The organism is Maridesulfovibrio salinus (assembly GCF_055394525.1).
On the sequence record NZ_AP042461.1, the window covers coordinates 2,930,609 to 2,953,688 of the forward strand.

The following is a 23,080-nucleotide window of genomic DNA, read 5'->3' on the forward strand; positions in this document are numbered from 1 at the left end:
TTCTCTGCTCAGGTGGACAGGATGTCAACCCGGCATTTCAAAACCGTTGCGTAAATGCAAAGGCAGCTATTAAGTGTGTGTACTGGAAGCAACTTCAAGACTGCTTTCAGCCGCTTCAGCAATACGGTCAGCCACTTCTCTGAAGGCCAGCTTGGCCGGAGAATCTTCTTCAAGAAGAACAACCGGTTTTCCAAGGTCTCCCGCCACAACGGTGGTGGGATCAAGAGGAACCGCGCCAAGGAAAGGAAGGCCGTATTTTCCTGCTAGTTCCTCGCCGCCACCTTTCTTGAAAAGATCAATGTGCTCGGAACAATGAGGACAGATAAGACCGCTCATATTCTCGACAACTCCCATGATGTTCGCCTTGGCATACTGCAGGAAGTTAATCGCCTTGCGGACATCCGCCAGGGAAACTTCCTGAGGAGTGGTAACAACCACCGCCAGAGACTCGGGAATTGTTTTGAGAACGGTCATGGGCTCATCACCGGTTCCCGGAGGCGAATCAACAACCAGAAAATCCAGCTCACCCCAGGTTACATCCGAGATGAACTGTCTGATTGCAGAAGTTTTCATAGGTCCACGCCAAAGAACCGCCTGATCAGGGTCCTTGAGCAGGGATTCCATGGAAACCACATGAAGATTGTCATTCACCTTCTTGGGAACAACAAGGTTGCCGCGCTCTACATCAAGCTGGCCGGTAATACCGAGCAGATGGGGAACGCTGGGGCCATGAATATCGACATCAAGTATGCCGACTTTGAAGCCCTTGTCTGCGAGGGCAGCCGCGATATTGACCGCAACGGAGCTCTTACCGACACCGCCTTTACCGCTCATAACAAAAATTTTGTACTTGATCTTCTGGAGGGTCGAAGAAATCAGCTCGTTCTGCAACTCCTGTGCAGCGCTTGCTTTTTTATCTCCGCCTTTGCCCCCGGAAGAACAGGAACCGCATGATGAACTCATATCTATGCCTTTGTTGTATATTTAAAAAAAGGGGATGAAACACCCCGCTCGACCTCAGCTCTCTCTGGCTGAAGATACCCATTCCAAAATAATCACTGCTGCGAAACCTGCAAGCATCAGCAGAACCGCCGTAAGCAATTCTGTATCAACAGCAGGAGGAAGCACGTTGGCCTCACTCAGAACGTGAGTCTTTCCTCTGATAACAACAGAGTCAAGGACTTCCTTCCAGGGCCATATCTTTCTCATCGCCCCGGCCATAAATCCGGTAAGAACACTTACAGTCAGAGCATGGTACTTTTCAAGAAAGAAATGCAGAACACGGGAAAACAGCGAAATACCAACCGCGCAGCCGCAAACAAACGCCACAAGCACGGCAGCATTTTCAGGCACAGCCGGATTACGCAATGCCCCGGTTATAAATTCATATTTGCCAAGCAGCAGCAGAATAAAGGCTCCGCTTATTCCGGGCAAAATCATGGCACAAATAGAAATACTGGCGCAGAAAAAAACAAACCAGAGAGTATCCGGAGTAGTTACCGGTATCAAACCTACCAGCACAAAACTGAATACTGCCCCGGCCACTCCGGCAGCAAGATTTTTGAAATTGAAATCCCCCACCCGCCTGCCGACAACAAGAATTGACGCTGCGATCAGACCGAAAAAAAGCGACCAGACCTGTACAGGATAGTCTCTTAAAAGATGGTGGATCACGTTGGCAACGGAAACCATGGCCGCGACAATACCAAAAAGAAGAGGGAGAAGAAATTTAAGATGCGCTTCGGCAACGGCTCCGATAATATCCAGCCGCATGACTTTTTTAAAGAAGGCAAGGTTGAATGAGCGGATTGAATCGATAAGATTATCATAAATACCGGTTATAAAAGCCATTGTTCCGCCGGAAACACCGGGGATAATATCCGCGATTCCCATGCAGACGCCTTTAAGCACCAGAATTATATAATCCTTAATAGATGTCGGTCCGGGCCCATGGTTCCACGCCTGAAAAATATTCATCAAATTCTCCGCGGAGCTTTAAGGCTACCAGCCCTGTTTACCGACCAGATCGACAAAAGCGCAGCCGCCCATATCGACAGTATCAACTTTACCGTCAGTCTTGGTTACAAGCATCAGCCGCTGAACCCTTTTCTGTCCTCCCACCGGAATAACCAGACGTCCACCGTCTGCCAGTTGATCAATGAGATACTGGGGTATTTCCGGTCCACCGGCTGTAACAATAATCCGGTCATACGGAGCATGTTCCGGCCAGCCCATTGTACCGTCATCCAACTTTAGTTGAATGTTGAAATACCGCATATCAAAAAGCAGCTTGCGTGCGGCAAGAAAAAGTTTGCGGATGCGTTCCACAGTAAAGACATCCGCCCCCATCTCTGCGAGGACTGCCGCCTGATACCCGGAACCGGTCCCGATTTCCAGAACTTTATGCCCCGACTCAATATGAAGAAGCTCAGACATGAAAGCAACGATATACGGCTGAGAAATAGTCTGCCCCTCACCTATGGGCAGGGCACTGTCGGAATAAGCGCGTGAAGCGAGAGCGTCCTGCACAAAAAGATGTCTGGGTATTTTTCTCATGGCATCAAGAACAGCTTTATCAGAGACCCCACGGGCCACTATCTGTTCATCAACCATTTTTGAACGTGAACGTTTTGGATCTATGCGCACTTATCCCCCGTCAGAACCACTGCTGAACAGATTGCGGTTCTGAAATAAAATTAACAGAAAACATAAGGCGGGAAATTCCCCACTTTAATTCAGTGTTTGCAGTTGCAAATCAGATTTTAGCGGTCAAGTCAACCTGAATGGCTCAAAATAAGCATTAAACTTGTTTTTTACGCCTCTTTACTTGACATGAAAGCATCATAAAGAGAGATTATAGGTAAGGAATAAGGAGGAGCACATGCTGAAAGTTGACGACCTGATGACAAAAGAACTGTTCACGCTAAATGAGGATGACAATCTCAAAATGGCACGGTCACTTATGGACCTGCAAAGAATAAGACATATCCCGATAGTTAATGAAAACAGAGAATTCATTGGACTTGTAACCCACCGGGATATCTTGAGGGCTACAATTTCCCAATTGGCTGATATAGATCCTGAAACTCAGGGCGAAATAGATTCCGGAATACCTGTTGGCGAAATAATGCGGACCGGCATAAAAACGGTTGATAAAGAAGCCCTCCTCAAAGACGCCGCATATCTTCTTCTCAACCACAAATACGGCTGTCTGCCTGTGGTAAACGAACAGAACGGGCTTGAAGGAATCCTGACCGAAGCAGATTTTCTCAAACTGACAATAAGCCTGATGGAAGCTTTGGAAAACGGTTAGAAATCCGGTTAACGATCTTCCCCGGCAACTCCCGGCAGTTGCCGGGCTTCGACTAGTGCTGCGACCATCGAAATCATTCATAATGAATTGCTGCTAAAAAGCATATAATATTTTGTCAAAATCAAGACGAGGCAAAGAGATTCAAACCCCTTTTTCCCGATTGAGATTATTGATCCACTTCTGAACTTTTTCTTTTTTAGAAACTGCTCCTATCTCCGTATAAAGACTCAAAGCCTTTTTCCAGTATAAACTGCACAGTACATAATTACCCTGGTGTTCAGCAAGACTCCCTTTGTTGGCATAAACAGCCGCTAGACCTTCTTTATTTCGCAGTTCACTATGCAGACGCAAAGACTTTGAATACCATTTATCCGCTTCCTCGTAGTCTTTCGTCACAAAACAAAGTATCCCCAGACTGGTATACTCTGTTCCGATAGCCGGCTTGTGCCCCAACTCCTCGGCAAGTAACAAAGCTCTTTCATGGCAATCTCTTGATTTATCATAATCCCCTGTATTCGTGTAACATATTCCAAGATTACGATAATCTGCTATCATTTCGGACTTGTTTCCAAGTCTGCGATTAATTTCCAACGCTTCACGATAATACTTTTCAGCCTTTTTGAAATCCGCGTCCTTTTCCGACAAAATACCCAAAATTCCATAACTCATTCCAATCCCGGCTTCACATCCTTCTGAATGATTCAGATCCAAAGCTTTCAGGCAAAGAGCCAAGGCCTTTTCCCGATCATCAAGCTTGAGAAAAACGACTCCTAACTGATTATAAGCCAAAGCCGCAACTACCCGATTCCCGGTGCTCTCCGCTATTTTCAAAACCTTATTATAAGATTTTCCGGCCTCGGTCATTTTGCCTAGACGCCTGTTCAAATGTCCCAAATGAAGCCATGCCTCATAATTGTCGGAATCATATTCAGTCACTTTTTTATAGGCACTGAATGCTTGCAAAGTATCATTGTAAAATGCCAACTTCCCCAACAAAAGATAATCACGGACTATTCCTTCCCGATCCCCATTAAAAGACTTTTCTCTAAACAGAGCACTTCTTGTTAATAACTTTCGGGCCTTTTCAATATTCCCTTTCTTCAATTCTTCTCTGACTCTGAGACTGTAAACTGAGTTATCTTCTTTTAATTTATCAACAATCCCATATATGTCTTCATTTGAAAGATAAAAAACTTCTCTTTCTGAGAAATCATATCTTGGCCTAATGATTTCGTTGTTTTTTCTACCAGCCCCAAGCGGAAGGCCAATCATCAATGAGACAACACCTAAAGCCACCGTACAGACCGTTGCGATCGCTGTAATTCCAATCCATGCCCTTTCAGGTATAGCCAGAAATTTATGTTTGAGCCCCGTCTTCACAGTTTTAACTCCACACTGAAAGTTACAGACAAGGCTAACACTAGCCGTATATTTATGACATCGTCAATATAGTAAAAGTTATAAAATATACAAAAAAAGGCAGCACCGAAAGATGCCGCCTGATACAAATTTTACAATATTCCGAACAGCTTACTACTGATCAAACTCCTTAATGAACCGGTTGATCTCCTGACGCGCTCTTTCAACAAACGCAGGAAAAACTTCCTTGCAGGTATCGGTCATTTCCATGGACCAGTCTGTATAGTTTTCCGGTTCCATGCCGAGTATGCGCATTTCTGGACGCTTTCCAACAGCTCCGGCCATGTTAAGAGAATCCACCAGATCGATATCATGCAGGGACAAGCGCTGCTTTTCATTCTGGATGATATCTTTTTCCTCAAGATAATAAACTGTCCCGGCATCTTTGCTGCCGTGGACAATATCAAGCACCAGCAAGCCGTCATATCCTTCCAGAATATGAAAAATATCGTGGGTGAATGTACCGCCGTCAACCAGATGGACATATTCCGGCCATTCATCTTTCTTAAGTTCTTCTACAGCATGTACCCCGACGCCCTCATCGCCGAGCAGGATATTTCCGATTCCTAATACCAGCAGTTTTTTCATTTTCGGTCCTTTACGCAACCAGTGCGTGCATTGCCTCCGGCGGAGAACGCTACCGCGGGTCCCTCCGGGGGCGCTTTCAGCGGGACCAGAAGGGCTAAGCCCCTCTGGACTCCCTAACGGGCTTTCGCTCTTAGGGAGCGATAGTATCTAATAAAATTCAATTCCAACCACTCACCTAAGCCGTCAAGAAGAATACCCTAAAAAAATTTATAATCATAACCGGCCAAGCTTATTGAAAGTTTTTGAAGAGTCCAGAGAAACTTTTTTCACAAATCCGCAGGAAAAAGGATTTGAGCGTTATTTCTGCAACGCCCCGAAGGGGTGAGCCACAGGACGTGGTGAATAAAAAAGTTTCTTTGGCCCCGGAGGGCCCGCCGGGAGGCTCCCCAAAGGCGCCCCGCAAGGTTACAAAAAAGACTCCCGGGCACTGGAAATGAATCCTGCGCCCGGGAGTTTTATGTGTGAATCAGAACGTATACACGTTCAGGAGCTGGACCTTGCGGTCTTCAGTGCAGGTTTCCAGATACAACCTAGCAGCCTTCTCCTACGTGAACAACGTGTTCTTCGCCAGTCTCTGCGTGCAGCACGTGCACGGCACAGCCCAGTCACGGGTCAAAGGATCTGATGATCCTTGATATGTCTACGGGGCTTTTCGGATCAGGAACCGGAGTACCGATGAGAGCTTCCTCAATGGTACCACGATGACCGGCGTCATCACGCGGGGTGCTGTTCCAGAGAGTAGCAGGAATCATCTGGTAATTCGCTGTTACTGAATCCTTGATGTTGATGTAGTGCAGCAGAGATCCGCGGGGAGCTTCGGTGAGGCCAAGACCCTCAGCAGACTGGGGAATCTCGGACTTGACGTAGGTTTCCTCGCCGGGCTTGATTTCCTTGAGCCAGAAATCCTGAATAGCGTTGGCGACCATGTAGGCTTCCTCTGCGCGGGCAACATGGCGTCCCATGAGAGAGAAAGCCATATCTTCGCCCAGATCGCGGAACATCTTGGCTTCGATACCGTAGAGGTCCTTAAGCTGCTTCTGACCCATGGGGCTGAGCTCGGGGTTGTGAATCCACATACGTGCGAGAGGTCCAACTTCCACGGCCTTACCGTTGTAGCGAGAAGCCTTACAGAAGCTGTAAGCATCTTTTTTATGCACATCGGGGATGGTTTTACCCTTGCTCGGATGCAGATCGGAGCACTCATCAGTGTACCATGCGTACTTGGTGTATTCCTTGATGAGCTTCTGGTCGAATCCTTCATCTTTGCCATCGATGTAAACACCGGGCTTGAGGAGGAATTCGCTTTCAGCATCATCCATGGGGAATACGCCATAAGCCATGGCATTTTTATATCCGCCACCGATCTTGAACAGATCTTTGTATACGGAACCGATAAGGTAAACGGTGGGTACGTAGGTCTCAGCAATAAACTTCTGAACCTGCTTGAAACGGCTTGCGTACTCAGCCAGTTTTTCCTTGGTGGGAATTTCAGTGGCGCCACCGACAACCTGACCGGAAATGTGCGGCATCTTACCACCGAACAGAGCTACCATTTCATGGCAGATGCGGCGGATTTCAAGAGCCTTCACATACTGGTCAACAGCAACGGCATTTGTTTTTTCGTCAAGACGCAGGTCAGGCTGTGCAAAACGGGGGACAAAGGGACCTTTGCCGGGACCGCGTACGAAATCCAGAGCTGCAAGATGATAGAAATGCAGAATATGAGACTGCAGATAGTTAGCACCGAAAATGAGGTTTTTGGTAACTCTGCCGTTAGTGGTGAGTTTTACACCGAAAGCGTCATCAAGTGCGCGGGTGGAAGCAGTGGAATGAGCTGTGGGGCAAACACCGCACAGACGCTGGGTAAGCTGAGCTGCATCACGGGGATCGCGCCCGATCAGGATATTCTCGAATCCGCGGTACATACCGCCGGAAAGCCATGCGTCCACTACTTTACCATCTTTAACAACAACCTCTGCTTTGAGGTGACCTTCGATACGGGTTACCGGATCAATGGCAATCTTAAGTTTCCCGTCCTTGCCTGCGGCGGGTGCATGAGATTTTGAAGACATAAGGATTAATACTCCTCCTTCCGGTTAACCGGCTTCGTAGAATGGGGACATTTCATCCGGGAATCCCGGTTCTACACAGCCAAGGCATACTGAGTTTTCAACACACCAGTTAACACCGCCGTTCCATTTGCGTTTGAAGCAATCGGAATATGCGTTGGGACCTTTACAGCCCAGCTCATAGCGACATTTTTTAGGATCGGTGAAAATCTCAGAGTACTCGTCGTTATCAAATGCCTCCAGGTAGGGGCAGTTGTCATGGATATTTTCGCCAAAGAAAGGAGTCGGGCGTCCATCATCATCAAGAATGGTGAGAACTTCAGCCAGTCCACCCTGCAGACCTTTCTCTTCAATAGCGTTAATCGCAACAACGAGTGTTCCAACCATCCAGTCAGGATGGGGAGGACAGCCCGGAATGTTAACAACGGGAGTCTTCACTCCACTTTCTGCGAGGAAATTTGTCACGGACATGGAGCCGGTGAGGTTTCCTTCAGCAGCGGGTATACCGCCAAATGCGGAGCAGGTTCCCACATTCACCACAACAGCAGCGTTCTTGGCCATCTCAAGGGTGGCTTCGCTCATGGTGTATTCTTTATGGTCGGCACCTGCGCCAACAATACAGTAATGTCCGTTCTCAGCAGTCGGAACGGAACCTTCAACAATAAGAATGTACTTGCCCTGCTGATCTTTAGCCACATCCATCATGTGATCCCAGGCTTCGGCTCCTTCGGATCCCATAATAGTCGGGTGATAATCGAGAGTAATTACATCAAGAAGAACCTCTGCGATAGAGGGGTGCACTGAGTTGAGAATGGAAACCGAACATCCGGTGCAGCCCTGTCCCTGCAGCCAGAATACATGCGGTACAAACTTCTTCAGTGCGTGCACAACACTGGGGTTGAACATCTGGGAAACCCCAAATCCAGCCACAGTTCCTGTGCACATTTTCACGAAATCTCGCCTGGTCAAACTCATCCCTACCTCCTTGGTGGTTGCCGGCGTTGTAAGGCACTGTCCTTACACGAGAAAAAAAACCGCCACGGCGACGATATTTTCCCTTCGACATACACATTACGTAGTTTTACGTCAACAATAAGTGATGGAAAACAGGCACATAGATAGATAGAACTGATAGCACCCATAGATAAAAACAAGTTTCACAATGTTGTATATTGAATCCTGCCCTTTTTTGTTGTTATGGTCGCCCTGCTTAACAACGCATATAACCGGGACCACCCCGAACAAGTTCAAGGAATTGTAATGGCACGAAAGAAAAGCAGAATCGGACAAATAATTATATTACTCTTAATCACCGGAATAATCGCAGGGGGAGCATATATCCTTTACAAGGATACCACCGCTCCTCAGATTAACCTCACACCAGAGCAAGGCTATATAACGTATGAGACGCCTATAAACATCAATATAAGCGACACCCAGTCCGGTATTAAGGCTGTCAAAGTTGTTCTCACGCAGGGTAAAAAGAAACTTACCTTGGTTGAGGAAAAACTGCCTAAAGGCTCATTTGACTTCAATAAGGACATCCAGATCAAGGAAAAGCAGATCAAGCAGGGGCCTTTTGAAATCGCCGCATGGGCCGTTGACACATCGCTGGCCGGCTTTGGAAGCGGAAATGCCTTTATCGCCCGCGGCAACTACACTCTGGACACAATAGCACCTAAGGTAACGGTGCAGACCAGCACCCATAACCTCAATCAGGGTGGATGCGGACTTGTCATTTACAACGTCAGTGAAGAGCCCAGCAAAACCGGCGTGGAAGTGGGAGAAGATTTCTTTCCAGGATTCAAACAGCCTGACGGCAGTTACGCGTGTCTCTTTGCTATGCCCTACTATACCGATGAAAAAGATTTCAATCCGGTTCTGATTGCCGAAGACGAAGCCTCCAATAAGCGTAACCGCACCTTTTGGTTTCATGCCAACGGGCGCAATTACCGCCACGATAAAATCAACATTTCCAGTAGATTTCTGAACAGGAAAATGCCTCAGTTTGAAACTGAATTCCCAGGAATTCCCAGTCAGGTGGCTCTTTTCCTGAAAGTCAACAGAGAACTGAGGGTCAAAAACAGAGCTGAGTTGCATCGTGTAGCAGAGGAAACATCCCCGACCTTTCTGTTTGAAGGAAGATTTCTCAGGCTACCCAACTCCGCTACCCGGGCGGGCTTCGGAGACAAAAGAACTTACTACCACAATGGAAAAGCAATTGATAAACAGACCCACCTGGGCATAGACCTTGCCAGCGTGCGTAATGCCCCTGTCCCTGCTGCTAACAGTGGACGGGTTGTTCTTGCTGCCTCTGACTTCGGAATATACGGAAACGCAGTAATTATTGATCACGGACTAGGTCTTCAGACACTCTACTCACATCTGAGCCAGATTGATGTCGCTCCCGGTGACATGGTGGAAAAAGGACAGATCATAGGTAAAACCGGCGCAACAGGTATGGCTGGCGGAGATCATCTTCACTATGGAGTCATCTGCTCCGGTATCCCGGTAAACCCTGTAGAATGGTGGGACGGAAGCTGGATCAAAAACAACATAACCAACAAGCTTGACTAATTTATTTGAAAGACAAGCTGGGTTAAGCAGAATTTAGATAATTCCCGAATTACAGAAAAAGCACTGGAGTGTTGCGTATTCTAAAAAAACGTACACTTCAGTGTTTTTTTGTCCGCATTTCATGCTTCTTTAAACGGGAAAAAACTATTAATCGCTGAATTTTAACTTTAGATACGACTATAAACAATACAGAAACAAAAAAGCGGTCCGTAACACATAAAATGTTACGGACCGCTTTAATATCTATGCTAAAAAAGATTACAGTTTCATCTCTTTCATAATCTTTTCAAAACGTCTGGCTTCACTTTCCAGAACCTTGTCATCCAGTTTAAGGGCAGTTACATCAATAGGCTCACCTAAATCCACTCTGCATTTACCGAACGGTCTGGGAAGTTCAAAACGGTCCCAGGACTTTTTGAAAACAAACGGCTTTACCGGAGTCGCACGCATAGGAATTATCGCCGCTCCGGTTTTCTGGGCAATTGCCAGAATCCCGGGCTTGATTACATGGCGCGGACCTTTAGGACCATCCATGGTAATTGCACCTATTTTCTTCTTTTTGCGCATAGCCCTGCCAACACCCAGCATGGCCTTCAGCCCTCCGCGAGTGGAAGAACCACGGGCAACTTCATAGCCGATCGACTCAAGAATATCAGTTATGATCTGACCGTCCTTACTGTCACTTGCCATGGTTACAAGCGGCAGCTTGCGAAGATATCCCAAACCGATCAGACTGAACAGTTCATTATGCCATAAAGCAAGCATTACAGGCTTACCCTGATCTACAAGCCGGGTGATATTCTCATAGCCATGCACTTCAAATCGCATGGACCGGACCCACCATCGAAACAGAAAAGCAATGACAGGTGCCAATTTGTCAGTATTAACTCTGATCTTCATCACTTCTGATTGTCTTGAAACTGCATATTGTAAAGTTTCTGGTATAAAGGAGAGCTTTCAAGAAGCTCTTTATGAGAACCTCTGGCAACAATTTTTCCTCTTTCCATAACAACAATAATATCTGCGGAAAGTACAGTGGAAAGCCTGTGAGCAATAACAATACTGGTTCGATCTTTCATAAGATTTTCAAGCGCAAGCTGGACTATACGCTCAGCTTCGGTATCAAGAGCACTTGTCGCTTCATCAAGAATCAGCAGAGGCGGATTCTTAAGCAACGCCCTGGCAATTGTCAGACGCTGTTTCTGCCCACCGGAGAGCCTTACTCCCCGCTCGCCTATCATGGTATCATAGCCTTCGGGGAGTTTCTCGATAAACTCATGCGCAAAGGCAGTTTTAGCGGAGGTGATAATACTTTCCATTGAAGAGCTGCTGTCAACATAAGCGATGTTATCGCGTACACTTGCATTGAAAAGGAAAGTCTCCTGAGAGACCATGCCGATATTCAAGCGAAGGGACTTCAGAGTATAATCATCAAGATTTCTGCCATTGAGCTTTATACTGCCCTCCTGAGAGTCATAAAATCTGGGAATAAGATTGACTAATGTGGTCTTACCAGAGCCGCTCGGGCCGACAATAGCCACTTTCTGTCCTGCTTTGACATCAAGATTGATATCTTTAAGAACCGGGCTTTCGGATGATGAATAACTGAAACTCAAACCTTTGATTTCAAGTTTCTCAAATGGAAGATCAAGATCTCGATTACCACCCTTCTCAGTGTTTATTTCAGGAGAATCAAGAATCTCAAAGACCCTCTCAGCTCCTGCGAGAGCCCGCTGAATGGTCAGGTTGGAACTGTTGATTTTCTTCACAGGCTCATAAAGCATAATAAGAGCAGCAATAAAGGAAAAGAAAGTACCCGGGGTGGAGTTACCTTCAATAACTTCTTTACCGCCATACCAGAGCACAAGTCCGATTCCGAAAGCTCCAACAATCTCCATAACTCTTGAAGAAAGCTCTGAATGCAGAACCTGTTTAATGGCTATCCTGACCAGACGGTTGTTTTCGCCTTCAAACCGCGTAGATTCGAGCTTTTCATTCGCAAAAGCTTTAATAACCTTAACACCGCTGAATGCTTCCTGAAGCAGGGCGTTTATGTCAGAAATTTTAACCTGATTCTTACGTCCCAGTTTGCGCAACTTCCTGCCGAAAAAGAAGAAAGGATAGATCGCAAGAGGAAGCACCAGCACAGAAAAGAAGGCCAGATATGGATCACGGTAGAAAACCAGCCCGATAAGAGCTACAATGGTTACAACCTCTCTGATCATCATAATGAATGATGGCAGGCTTTGACGTATCTCCATCACATCATTAAGAATTCTGGACATAAGCATGCCCACCTGGCTTTCTTCGAAAAAATCCATGGGAAGGCAGACAATCTTTTCAAATAGATCATTTCTCAACCGCTCAAGAACCAGGAGACCGGTTGTATTCATGAGATATGTCTGAAGAAATCGAAAGAAACCTTTGATCAGCATCACCACAACAAAAGCTATGGGAACCAGCATCAGGGCTTCACGATCTTTATTGATGAAAATATCATCCATGGCCGGCTGAATGAGGTAGGCAGTACCTGCTGTCGCTGCAGCAACAAACCCCATGGAGATGAAAGAAATAAAAATCTTGAATTTGTAGGGTAAAAAATAAGCCATGCATCTTCTAATAAGATGCTTATTTTTCAGATAGTTATACTTTTCGCCTTTAGGCAATTCAGACTCCTTATTTGTGGCGTTATGCCGATTGCGTCTTTTCCTTACTTCTCATTTGGTTTCATCGCAAGTGTCGATTGCATTGCAATAGGCAATTTCAATACTTGTGTATGCTTCAGATAACTTCTATCAATTTGACCAGAGCCTTATCCCTGTGGTTGAAAATCAAAAGGAGGACATAAAATGTCAGTAAAACTGGAATGTCAGGGTCTGCCATGCCCGCAGCCTGTAATATTGTGCAAGAATGCTATAGAGTCTGAAAATCCCCAATACATAGAAGCTGTCGTTGACAACGAACCGGCCAAAGAGAATGTATCCCGGTTCATGACCACAAAAGGATATGAAGTTGAGATCAGGCAGGACGGAGCTCTTTTCATAGTTGGCGGGAAAAAATCCGTCGACGAAGACTCCGCAGAATGTACCGAATGTACAATAATGAGTGATGAAGAGCTTGATAAAATTGGCAGCAAAACGCTTGTTTTTCTGGATAATGAATTTCTCGGCAAGGGTGATGATGACCTGGGCGAAAAACTGATGTTCAATTTTATCTCCACTCTACCTGAGCTGGGAGATTCCCTCTGGCGGATTATCATGGTCAACAGCGCGGTAAAGCTATCCGCTAAGGGCCATCCATGCCTTGAAAAACTTCAGGAGCTTGAAAAGTCGGGTGTTTCCATTCTTGTGTGCGGAACCTGCCTTGACCACTTCAGCCTGCTTGAGCTGAAAGATGTGGGTGACACCACTAACATGCTCGATGTCGTAACCTCCCTTCAACTTGCCACCAAAGTAATAAAAGCATAAAGGTTGCCATCGGCAGCCTGTGGATGGAGATTTATGACAAATCTCCATCCACATTATTACCTGCTGTAAAACACGCCCGGCTCTACTGATGCCGGGGCGGCTTCAAAAAATTACGCCTTTTTCCTGCTGCGGACTAGCCGGGATTATGAGACTATTATCTTGCGGCCTTATTGCCATCATGGAACTGATAAATAAACCCGTAAACTCTGGAACATTAATTCTTCTAAATAATATGAGTGAAAATAAAACCGTCAGATTAAATAAATTTATAGCTTCAGCAGGCATAACTTCCCGCCGGGGAGCCGATGAGCTGGTTAAGCAGGGTAAAGTCCAAATAAACGGCTCAGTTGCCGATTCACCCGGCATACAGGTTGATCCGGAGAATGATGAGGTCATAGTTGAAAATAAGCCAGTTAAATCCGATCGAAAAGCGGAAGATCTTTATATAATGCTTCACAAGCCCATTGAAGTTGTAACAACCGCCAAAGATCCTCAGGGCCGAAAAACCGTTATGGATCTGCTTTCACCGGAAATTATCAAACGCCGGGTATTCCCTGTCGGAAGGCTTGATTTTTATTCCGAAGGTCTCCTGCTCCTGACTACGGACGGAGAACTTTGCAACCGCATGACACATCCTCGCTGGCACCTGCCCAAAGTGTATCATGTGACGATCAGAGACAGCCTTAACCAACAGCAGTTATCAATTATGAAGTCAGGAATGGTTCTTGATGGTGGAGATCCGCTGGCACCTGTTGAGATAAAAGCAATTGAAAGTGTCGGGAAAACCACTAAGTATGAAATGGTTCTCCATCAGGGAATCAACCGTCAGATAAGGCGAATGTTTGATGATTTCGACAAAACGATACTCAGACTACAGAGAGTCCGCCAGGGCCGCGTTGAACTTGGTAATCTCAAACGCGGACTGTGGCGTGAATTAAGCAAGAAAGAAATTACGCTGTTAAAAAAGGACCTAAAGCTCAGTTAAAAAATCTAAGGACTTACTTCAAAGCAGGCCCTGTCCCCCGCACGTCTGTAAGAAAAACATTTAGAAGAGTCGATCCCCAGCTTTTTGTGAATCCCCTCAAGCCATTCAGTTCTTCCGAATGCATGGGTAGGCACAAAAATCTGGGGTTTAACTTTTTCAATGAACTGGGGCCCGCCTGCCAGATTTTTAAGCCGTTTGTCCAAATTGGAAAATGTCACCTGAACTTTTTCCCTTGCGACTTTACTCACCGCGTCGTTAAAAAAATTTCTGGTGAAATTGCGCTCGGCAAGTGACGCGTTATCCCAATCCCAGCAAGCCAGATCTCCGCCGTTATATACTTTGATATTTTCCGGGGTCTTGAAAATATAAGCAACCCCCAGATCATTTGACATCAATGTCTCGACTTCAAGTCCGGCATATTCATACTTTGCATCCGGTTCAACAATCAGGGCATCTTTATATGGGATATCCGGATACATCTCTTCTATGTCATCAGAAATAACAGACTTCAAAGAGTTTGCAGTATTGCATACTTCGGCATAATCCGGGGCAAAATGATCAAAATGGCTATGAGTAAAAAAAGCGATTACATCCCGCCCTAGCACTGCATTTCTGAGAGAATCCAAAGCTTTTGAAGTTCTGAAACGCTCCGCAGGAATATCAAAAACATAGCTGATATCGCCAATATCCAGAACAAAACAATTATGAAAAATATGAGTAATACAGACCTGCATGAGAACCTACTGAGCTTCTATTTCCTCTATATATGCCCGGCTGACGGGAAAATATACATGTGACCACGAAGTAAGATGTCCGGCCAGAAATTCAGCATCCTTACCGGAGCCGCAGAACAAGTCGACACGGGTTCCCTTAATGGCTCCGCCACGGTCCTGAGCCATCACAATCTTGGCGACCGCCCTTTTGATATCCTGGCCCTGCATGGGAAGACGGGTGGTCAATAATCCGAGAGCCCCATGAGGAATCACTCTGGTATCTGTTGCCACGCTTGCCATCGGTGTCAAGGGTGCTGCCATGGAACCGAACGGTCCTTCATCGTCCAGTTTAAAAAACACGTAACTCGGGTTCGTGGTAAGCATTTCCTCTATCATATCAGGATTTTCCTTAAGAAAGGCCTTTATTTTCTGCATACTCATGCCTTCCCTCGGCAACAGCCCCCGTTTAATAAGTTCCTTACCAAGAGAGACATACTTAAGGCCATTTTTTCCTGCATAGAGAACATGTTTGACGCTTCCATCAGGAAGAACGAGCCTTCCCGACCCCTGCACCTGAAGCATGAAGATATCAACTCTGTCCTTCACCCAGGCTATTTCAAGCCCCTTTCCATCAAGAGCCCCCTCGAAGTCTATATCCCTGCGGTCATGATACGGGAGGACTTCACCATTCTCGGTGCGATAAAGAAGGGTCTGCCCTTTCCAGCGATGATGAAATTTTCCGAGATCAAGTTTTTTTATATCCGAAGGAACACTGTACAATGGATACGGGTACTCCGGATCCGGTGTAAGGGAAGCCTCCAGGTATGGCTCGTAGTATCCGGTGAGCAGAGTTCTCGGGGAAAGCTCAAACCAGACGAAATTTTCTTTCAATAATTCCGGGGAATCTTCCAACCGGGGCAAAATCTCAAGAAATTCTTCATTTGTCCTACGCAACATCTCCCAGGTAATATCAAACCCGCCGTATCTCGCCGCGATCTTTTTGCCAGCTCTGCGATTAATATACTTCAGATTATGCTCAATACCTTTTCTGAGACTGAGCCATGTGAACTCGGGATCAGCCTGAGTATAAAGCCTGTTTACCAATCCTTCCACCCTTGAGCTGTCTACTCTTATGTAGCCTTTTGGAGAACTCACAGGTGGAGTCTTGGTAGCACAGCCTGTTACAATTGAGGACACTGAAATTAATATAAAAGCCACGACAAAACGAACAGAACAATTCATTTTGAGCATATAAAAAACTCCGAACATGATATTTTAAAGATACTGGAAAATTATCACAAACTGGCTTATATCAAGTTTAAATATATTATATTAACCGCTCCGGTTTGCGGGATCATAAAAACGCTAAATCAATAGAGTAGTTCCATGCGTATATACATAGTCGCTACCACAATCATCATAATTATTTTCACCTGTACTTCAAGCGCTTACGCAAGATGGGATCTAGTGCTTCTTACTACATCCGGGCTCAACGGCCAGTTGCTTCCTGCAAGAGAAAAAAACGAGCATAACTCTGATGGCATGGTACGGACTTTCGGAGGATTTGCAAGAATTCAATCAATATTTAAGTCATATAGAGAGCAACATCCGGGCATATGCCTGACCATTGCCACAGGTGATGATCTAATGGGTGAATCCCTAACAAATGAGCAGGGGAAAATAGTTTTCGGAGCCATGAATAAAATGGGCTTTGATATTTCCACTCTCGGGAACCATGAATTTGACCGCGGAACAAACTTTCTTATCAAATCCCTTAATTACAAAAATTTTCCGACTGTAGTAAGCAACTTGAAGACTTCAAGAGGGAACAAACTGAAAAAGTTCATTCAACCTTATAAAATAATTGAAATAAACTTTTTAAAAGTAGGCTTTATGGGCATGATTCTGCCTGAGCTTTCTATGCTATCCAACCCGGGACCGGGGATTTCCGTATCATCTGACCTTGTAAAATCAGCTAGGGAAACAGCAAAAGAACTCCGCGAAAAAGGAGCCGATATCGTCATCCTGCTCAGCCACCTCGACTATGAAGATCAACAAAAAATAATCGAAGAAGTAACAGAGATAGATGTGATCTGCGGCGGGCAGAATCATAAAGATATCCTGCCGGGTCAGGAAATTGTTGCAAGAAATGCAAACAGCCCCGGGATCCTGGTCCAATGCGGCAGTCAGGGAAGGTTTGTGGGGGTTCTGAAACTCAGTGTGAAAAACGGTATCGCCTCAAAGCACGAATGGACCATTATACCGGTAACGGATAACACAAGCACTGATGCCGACCTGCAAAAATATCTTGATTCCAGAGTATTGAAAGGAAGCTCAAATGAAATAATCACCGAATCTCCGGCGGTACTTGATACGCGTGTAACGCTTATCCGAACCAGAGAAGCTCCCATAGGTAGACTGGTAAGTTCAATAATGCGGGACAGGTTTAAGACAGACATAGCATTTCAGAACAGCGGTGGAATCAGAGGAGATAAAGTTATTCCGGCAGGTCCGATTACAGGACGCGATATCAACAAGATGTTCCCTTTCGGAAATACTATCACCGTTCTGAAAGTCAGTGGAAAAACTCTTAAACAGATATTGGAACGTTCGGTGCACAAACTCCCAGCACCTTCGGGAGCTTTTCTACAGACATCGGGGCTTCAATATACATTGGATATCACAGCCACTCCACAAGAGCTTGAGATCAATGAATTGGGAAAGCCGGTACGAATCAGACAGGCCGGAAACCGGATTTCCGGCATCAAAGTTATGGATAGAAATGGAATCTTCCGGCCTATCCGGGAAAAAGAAACATACTCGGTCACAACCAATTCCTACCTTGCCAGCGGAGGTGACGGCTACATTAGCCTAAAAGAAGCCTCCGGCAGGGTTGACACTTTCATAAGAGTCCGGGATGTCATTAAATTTGGACTGCTTGATATGAAAATGATAGAGATTGACAGCAAACCGGTGATATTCAACCGTGAAGGCATGCCCTATTTCAATTAATAATGACCATGTATCGCCATTAATTAAAATCAGTAAAAGTAAATATATACCCCTGAAGACATGAACAAAATCACATTTTATAAAAAAAGCCGCTGCAAAAAATTTGCAGCGGCAGACAGAAGATATATTTTAAATAAGACTATTTTTTATTACCCAGCACATCCTGAAATTCCTGACCATAGATATTCAACATAACCATCAGAAAAGTCAGGATAAGCGGTCCGTAAAGAATACCCAAAGGCCCAAAAGCGTTGATCCCGCCCAGAATGGACAGAAAGACATACACTGTAGATATCCGGGATGCCTCCCGCACAATGACAGGGCGCAAAACCGTATCAATGCCTGTAACCAACACACCGCACCAGATGAAAAGAAAAACAGCCATTTTGAGCTTGCCGACAATAATCAGATAAACTGCAGCAGGAACCCATATCAAACCGGTTCCAAGCACGGGAATAAGAGAAGTAAAGCTCATCATGGTTCCCCAGAAAAGAGCCGGTATTCCGGCAATTGCCAGCCCGATTCCGCCGACAATTCCCTGCAGCACAGCGATAAACAGGCTTCCGAAAAGAACAGACTTTGAGACTTTGCGCAGACTGTCCAAAATAAAATCCTCCTGCTCAACCTTGAGCGGAGACAGATACCTGAGTCGGGCAAAAAACTGATTGCCGTCCTTGAGAAAAGTAAAAACAAGAAAAGTCATAATCAGAAAATGGGCAACAAGACTGGCCATGTTTCCTGCAAGCCAGGTTCCGGAAGTCAGCATTGACTGTCCAAAAGTTCTGGAGATTTCCAGAATCCTTGACTGTATATCCTGAGAGCTGATTTCTATGAATGGAAAAGTCTTCTCAAACCATTCAAGATACCTGCTGTAATGGTCAGAGCTTAAAAGAGCAGAAAAATCAGTTGAGCGTATCCACTCATTAATAGCGGTTACGGAATTGACTCCCTGCCCGATAAGTCCGAAAACGAAGATGACAGCTGGGATTATTATTGCAAATACAATTATGCATACGGTCAAAAATGCCGCCAGACCGTTTCGGTTGCCGAGGCGGCTGCTAAGTCGGCTGGTGAGAGGATAAAAAATAGCTGTCAGGACAACTGAAATTGCAATAGTATTCAGGAAAGGCTTTGCAACTGAATACCCCAGAGCAATTGCTGAAACAAGAAGGAGAATTAGAAAAAAAGTATAGATGGCCGGAGATTTTATAATCTCATTTTCCGGAGAGTTCATGGCGGTAGCCTTTATAGCGTATTGAGTTAATTAAAAATCAATGTTCATACTTTCAGATTATCTACCGCAACACAATTAAAATCAGGTAGATTTAAAAATGTAGTCTGTCATTACAGCCAGAGTCTTGTCAGCCTCACTTCTCATCCTTAAAACAAGGTCTTCCACTGAAGCGATATTGCCCCGATTCAGGTTACGCTCAATTTCATCAGTCATCGCGCAAATTTTATAAGCACCCACGTCTAAAGCCAGCCCTCTTAAAACCAAAACTTCATCCTTAAGTCTTTCTACATCAAATTTGTAAACACATTCCTCTATCCGTTTAATATGCCGGGGAACCAACTCCAGAAAATGACTGTATATTTCCCGAACCAATGCGGCATTACCATCCAAACGGGCAATGGTTCCACGCAGGTCAAGATAGTCACTTTCATCATCTGCCCCCGAAGCTTCACCGTCCAGGCTTGTTGACCCCCCGCAGCCATCAAGGACACTGTTCATTGCATCAAGCAGTTCACTCGATCTGAAAGGCTTGGAAAGATAACCGTTCATACCCGCTCTAAGACAGCGCTCCCTGTCTCCTTTCATGGCATGGGCTGTTAAAGCTAGAATGGGAGTAGCAGGATCAACCCCATCCACTTTACCGTCACGGATCAAAATAGTGGCTTCCAAACCATCCATGACAGGCATCTGAACATCCATTATCACAAGATCATATTCGTTCTGCTGCATTAAATAAAGCGCATCACGGCCATTCTCAACAATATCCAGTGTACAATTGGCATCCTCAAGAAACGCTGAAACAACCCTGCGCGTGATTATGTTATCATCAGCAAGAAGTATCTTTCTGTCCTGACAAAATACAGAACATTCAGAATCCCTGTCTTCACTTTCCTCAACTTTAGGATGCTCACCGGTGGTTTTAAATACCGCCGTAAAATGAAAACTGCTGCCGTAAGAAGGTCTGGTTTCAAGCCACATGACCCCCTGCAGCAAATTCACAAGACGGTAGGAAATAGACAAGCCGAGACCAAGTCCGCCGTGTTTCCTGGTCATATAATCTTCAACCTGGGTAAAGCTGTCAAAAATGGCATCAGCCTTATCCCTCGAAATTCCTACTCCTGTATCACTGACTATAAATAGAAGCCTTACAGCCCCTTCCGGATAAGGCTCTTCATCATAATCATCGGGCATCACTTCAACACAGACCCCGCCATTGTCAGTATATTTGATCGCATTACTGACCAGATTATTCAAAATCTGAGTCAGGCGCCCGGAATCACCTTGCAGCTCGCCTGCAATTTCAGGGTGAATGAAACATTCTATTTTAAGCCCTTTCTTCAAGGCTGAGTTATTATGTGTATTAACGACAAGCCCCAAAGTCTTGTAAATATCAAAGATACCTTCTCTCAACTCAAGAATTCTACGCTCGATCTTGGAGTAATCCAAAAGATCATTCAAAACACGAAGCAATGAGTTTGCGGAGCCTTTTATAAGGTCAACATATTCCCGCTGCTCGGATTCCAGCTTAGTGCTTAGCAGAATCTCGCTGAGTCCGAGAATTCCGTTCATGGGAGTACGTAATTCATGACTAATGGTCGCCAGAAAAGAGCTTTTGGCCTCATTGGCAGCCTCCGCGTCCTGCACGGCCTGACGGTACTCCTGCTCCATTGCGTGTTTATAAAGGGCAATCTCAATGGCGGACCGCAGATCACGCTCTTCAAAAGGTTTCAAAAGATAACCGAACGGTCCGGAAAGTTTGGCCCGGTTCAGGGTCTGATCATCCGAATATGCAGTAAGAAAAACTACAGGTATATCAAAGGATTTGATTATATAGTTGGCAGCTTCAACACCGTCCATGCTCCCGCGGAGCTTAATGTCCATTAAAACAAGGTCGGGTTTGAATTCTGTGGCTTTATCAATCGCCTCCTGCCCGGAAACAGCATCACCGACAATAAGGTAACCCAGTCGGCGCAGAGTTGCCTGAATATCGAGGTTCACAATTTTTTCATCATCAACAACAAGAATACGCTTCCCAGCCATGAGAACTCCATTAATACCATCTAAATTAACTATCTACTGTTGGATATAGTAAAAAAACATACAAAGCAAAGGGCTTCTTTATTAATTATATAAAAAAAAGCCGGCTCTGAAAACATCAGAACCGGCTTTAGGCTGCTGTAAAAAATTAAAGAATCTGATCTAAAAACTGCCGGAGACGGGGATGGTCCGTATTATTGAAAAATTCTGCCGGAGGAGCACATGCTATCATTCTGCCCTCTTCCATGAACACAATCCGGTCAGCAACTTCACGGGCAAATCCCATCTCATGGGTGACTACAACCATAGTCATTCCCTCAAGAGCAAGATTTTTCATTACATCGAGGACCTCACCGATCATCTCGGGATCGAGAGCTGAAGTGGGCTCGTCAAAAAGCATAATTTTGGGATTCATAGCCAATGCACGAGCTATAGCTACACGTTGCTGCTGGCCGCCGGATAATTTTGAAGGGTAAACGTTGGCCTTTTCACGGATTCCAACCTTCTTAAGAAGATCCACCGCCACAGCTCTTGCCTCCTCTTTATCCATCCCTTTCAGTTTGATCGGAGCCATTGTCAGGTTTTCAAGAACCGTCTTGTGCGGAAAAAGGTTGAAAGACTGGAAAACCATGCCCAGTTCCTGTCTGATGGAATTGATATCGTTGTCTTTATCATGAACATCAAGACCATCTACAACGATTGACCCTCTGTTGATCTCTTCAAGGCGGTTGATAGAGCGAAGGAGTGTGCTCTTACCGGACCCTGATGGACCGATGATTACAACTTTCTCTCCCGGCCTGATATCCAGTGAAACATCACTGAGTGCGGCCAGATCTCCAAAAAACTTATATACATTTTTGATTTCAATAATCGGTTCAGCGGTCATAGTGGTTCAACCTCTCTTCCATATGGCTCACGGCTTTGGAAAGGATCAGGGTAATCACCAGATAAACAAGAGCAACCATGGTGTATGTTTCAAAATACTGAAAACTCTCAGCTGCAAATTCGCGCCCGCGCCTGAGAATATCGGCTACAGCAATAATGGAAACAAGGGATGAATCCTTGAGCAAAGCAATAAATTCATTACCTACCGGAGGAAGAATGGTCCTCCATGCCTGAGGCAGAATAACCAGAAACATGGTCTGCCTTTTATCAAAACCAAGGGATCTTGCTGCTTCAGTCTGCCCGTCATCAATGGATTCAATGCCGGCGCGGAAGACTTCTCCCATGTACGCCCCGTAGCAGACACTCATGGCTATCACGGCTGAGAGCATATCCGGAACCTGAAGCACACGGCCCATCGCATAGTAAATATAAAATAACTGGACAAGTAAAGGGATCCCCCTGACTATCTCAACATAAGTCGAAGCAATAAGATTAATAACCTTATTACTGGAAATTCTGCCCAGCCCGGTAAACAGCCCGATCACCAATGCCCCGAGAATGGAACAGACTGTAACCTCAAAAGTCACGATAATTCCGTCAGGAATGAAAAGAAGAATCTCTCTGTAAGGATCCGGCCTGACAATTACCAGATAAGCGATTATCCCCAATGCACCGATGAAAGAGACCCACCACGCATTAAGAAGTCCTTTGTCTTCACTGTCCGGGATGCTTGCACCGTCAGTTACTTCAATTTTTACTTTTTTGTCTTTCTTCATTTATT

At 45.4% G+C, this 23,080-nt stretch carries 20 protein-coding genes; 5 read left to right on the plus strand and 15 right to left on the minus strand.

Annotation, left to right across the window (positions count from 1 at the left end; all coding sequences use genetic code 11):
• Positions 1–69: 69 nt before the first annotated feature.
• Genes ACZ5PW_RS13315 through ACZ5PW_RS13325 form a run of 3 tightly spaced genes read right to left on the minus strand, consistent with a single transcriptional unit; the run spans position 70 to position 2,646 of the window.
• Positions 70–963, minus strand: coding sequence for a P-loop NTPase (locus ACZ5PW_RS13315; RefSeq protein WP_464554479.1), 894 nt, complete (start codon positions 961–963; stop codon positions 70–72).
• A 54-nt stretch (positions 964–1,017) separates the two neighbouring features.
• A complete protein-coding gene (locus ACZ5PW_RS13320; RefSeq protein WP_464554480.1) occupies positions 1,018–1,977 on the minus strand; it encodes a DUF368 domain-containing protein in 960 nt (319 codons plus the stop codon).
• 24 nt (positions 1,978–2,001) lie between these two features.
• Complete coding sequence (locus ACZ5PW_RS13325) at positions 2,002–2,646, minus strand: protein-L-isoaspartate(D-aspartate) O-methyltransferase (protein WP_464554481.1); 645 nt, start codon at positions 2,644–2,646, stop codon at positions 2,002–2,004.
• Between the two features lie 235 nt (positions 2,647–2,881).
• Between ACZ5PW_RS13325 and ACZ5PW_RS13330 the strand changes: the two genes are divergently transcribed.
• Positions 2,882–3,313, plus strand: coding sequence for a CBS domain-containing protein (locus ACZ5PW_RS13330; protein WP_464554482.1), 432 nt, complete (start codon positions 2,882–2,884; stop codon positions 3,311–3,313).
• 141 nt (positions 3,314–3,454) lie between these two features.
• On the opposite strand, the gene ACZ5PW_RS13335 is transcribed toward ACZ5PW_RS13330, so the two are convergent.
• The 4 genes from ACZ5PW_RS13335 to hysB form a co-directional block, all read right to left on the minus strand.
• On the minus strand, positions 3,455–4,693 hold the full coding sequence (locus tag ACZ5PW_RS13335; protein ID WP_464554483.1) for a tetratricopeptide repeat protein: 1,239 nt from the start codon (positions 4,691–4,693) through the stop codon (positions 3,455–3,457).
• 153 nt (positions 4,694–4,846) lie between these two features.
• Positions 4,847–5,320, minus strand: coding sequence for a NiFeSe hydrogenase maturation protease (gene hysD, locus ACZ5PW_RS13340; RefSeq protein ID WP_464554484.1), 474 nt, complete (start codon positions 5,318–5,320; stop codon positions 4,847–4,849).
• Between the two features lie 530 nt (positions 5,321–5,850).
• Positions 5,851–7,392 carry a NiFeSe hydrogenase large subunit HysA gene (hysA, locus tag ACZ5PW_RS13345; protein ID WP_464554485.1) on the minus strand — a complete coding sequence of 514 codons (1,542 nt, stop codon included), beginning with the start codon at positions 7,390–7,392 and terminating at the stop codon, positions 5,851–5,853.
• Between the two features lie 24 nt (positions 7,393–7,416).
• Positions 7,417–8,364, minus strand: coding sequence for a NiFeSe hydrogenase small subunit (gene hysB, locus ACZ5PW_RS13350; protein ID WP_464554486.1), 948 nt, complete (start codon positions 8,362–8,364; stop codon positions 7,417–7,419).
• Between the two features lie 285 nt (positions 8,365–8,649).
• On the opposite strand from hysB, the gene ACZ5PW_RS13355 reads away from it, so the two are divergent.
• On the plus strand, positions 8,650–9,966 hold the full coding sequence (locus ACZ5PW_RS13355; protein ID WP_464554487.1) for a M23 family metallopeptidase: 1,317 nt from the start codon (positions 8,650–8,652) through the stop codon (positions 9,964–9,966).
• Between the two features lie 258 nt (positions 9,967–10,224).
• On the opposite strand, the gene ACZ5PW_RS13360 is transcribed toward ACZ5PW_RS13355, so the two are convergent.
• Both ACZ5PW_RS13360 and ACZ5PW_RS13365 read right to left on the minus strand, forming a co-directional pair.
• Positions 10,225–10,794 (minus strand): lysophospholipid acyltransferase family protein, encoded by a 570-nt coding sequence (locus tag ACZ5PW_RS13360; protein ID WP_464554488.1) that lies wholly within the window; start codon positions 10,792–10,794, stop codon positions 10,225–10,227.
• A gap of 71 nt (positions 10,795–10,865) precedes the next feature.
• On the minus strand, positions 10,866–12,575 hold the full coding sequence (locus ACZ5PW_RS13365) for an ABC transporter ATP-binding protein (protein ID WP_464560409.1): 1,710 nt from the start codon (positions 12,573–12,575) through the stop codon (positions 10,866–10,868).
• A gap of 240 nt (positions 12,576–12,815) precedes the next feature.
• Here ACZ5PW_RS13365 and yedF point away from each other — a divergent pair, with 240 nt between their 5' ends.
• Together yedF and ACZ5PW_RS13375 are read left to right on the plus strand one after the other, a co-directional pair.
• Positions 12,816–13,433, plus strand: coding sequence for a sulfurtransferase-like selenium metabolism protein YedF (yedF, locus tag ACZ5PW_RS13370; protein WP_464554489.1), 618 nt, complete (start codon positions 12,816–12,818; stop codon positions 13,431–13,433).
• A gap of 232 nt (positions 13,434–13,665) precedes the next feature.
• Complete coding sequence (locus ACZ5PW_RS13375; protein WP_464560411.1) at positions 13,666–14,418, plus strand: pseudouridine synthase; 753 nt, start codon at positions 13,666–13,668, stop codon at positions 14,416–14,418.
• A gap of 5 nt (positions 14,419–14,423) precedes the next feature.
• Here ACZ5PW_RS13375 and ACZ5PW_RS13380 read toward each other — a convergent pair whose 3' ends face one another.
• The gene (locus ACZ5PW_RS13380) at positions 14,424–15,152 is read right to left on the minus strand and encodes an MBL fold metallo-hydrolase (protein ID WP_464554490.1); all 729 of its coding nucleotides are present in this window, start codon (positions 15,150–15,152) and stop codon (positions 14,424–14,426) included.
• Between the two features lie 6 nt (positions 15,153–15,158).
• Positions 15,159–16,382, minus strand: coding sequence for a murein transglycosylase A (gene mltA / locus ACZ5PW_RS13385; RefSeq protein ID WP_464554491.1), 1,224 nt, complete (start codon positions 16,380–16,382; stop codon positions 15,159–15,161).
• A 135-nt stretch (positions 16,383–16,517) separates the two neighbouring features.
• Between mltA and ACZ5PW_RS13390 the strand changes: the two genes are divergently transcribed.
• On the plus strand, positions 16,518–18,143 hold the full coding sequence (locus ACZ5PW_RS13390) for a bifunctional metallophosphatase/5'-nucleotidase (RefSeq protein WP_464554492.1): 1,626 nt from the start codon (positions 16,518–16,520) through the stop codon (positions 18,141–18,143).
• 139 nt (positions 18,144–18,282) lie between these two features.
• Here ACZ5PW_RS13390 and ACZ5PW_RS13395 read toward each other — a convergent pair whose 3' ends face one another.
• The 4 genes from ACZ5PW_RS13395 to ACZ5PW_RS13410 all read right to left on the minus strand — a co-directional run bounded on the left by ACZ5PW_RS13395 (position 18,283) and on the right by ACZ5PW_RS13410 (position 23,075).
• Positions 18,283–19,377, minus strand: coding sequence for an AI-2E family transporter (locus ACZ5PW_RS13395; RefSeq protein ID WP_464554493.1), 1,095 nt, complete (start codon positions 19,375–19,377; stop codon positions 18,283–18,285).
• A gap of 81 nt (positions 19,378–19,458) precedes the next feature.
• Complete coding sequence (locus ACZ5PW_RS13400; protein WP_464554494.1) at positions 19,459–21,417, minus strand: response regulator; 1,959 nt, start codon at positions 21,415–21,417, stop codon at positions 19,459–19,461.
• 145 nt (positions 21,418–21,562) lie between these two features.
• Complete coding sequence (locus ACZ5PW_RS13405; RefSeq protein ID WP_464554495.1) at positions 21,563–22,300, minus strand: amino acid ABC transporter ATP-binding protein; 738 nt, start codon at positions 22,298–22,300, stop codon at positions 21,563–21,565.
• Complete coding sequence (locus tag ACZ5PW_RS13410) at positions 22,290–23,075, minus strand: amino acid ABC transporter permease (protein WP_464554496.1); 786 nt, start codon at positions 23,073–23,075, stop codon at positions 22,290–22,292. Before ACZ5PW_RS13410 ends, ACZ5PW_RS13405 begins: the two co-directional genes overlap by 11 nt.
• Positions 23,076–23,080 lie beyond the last annotated feature (5 nt).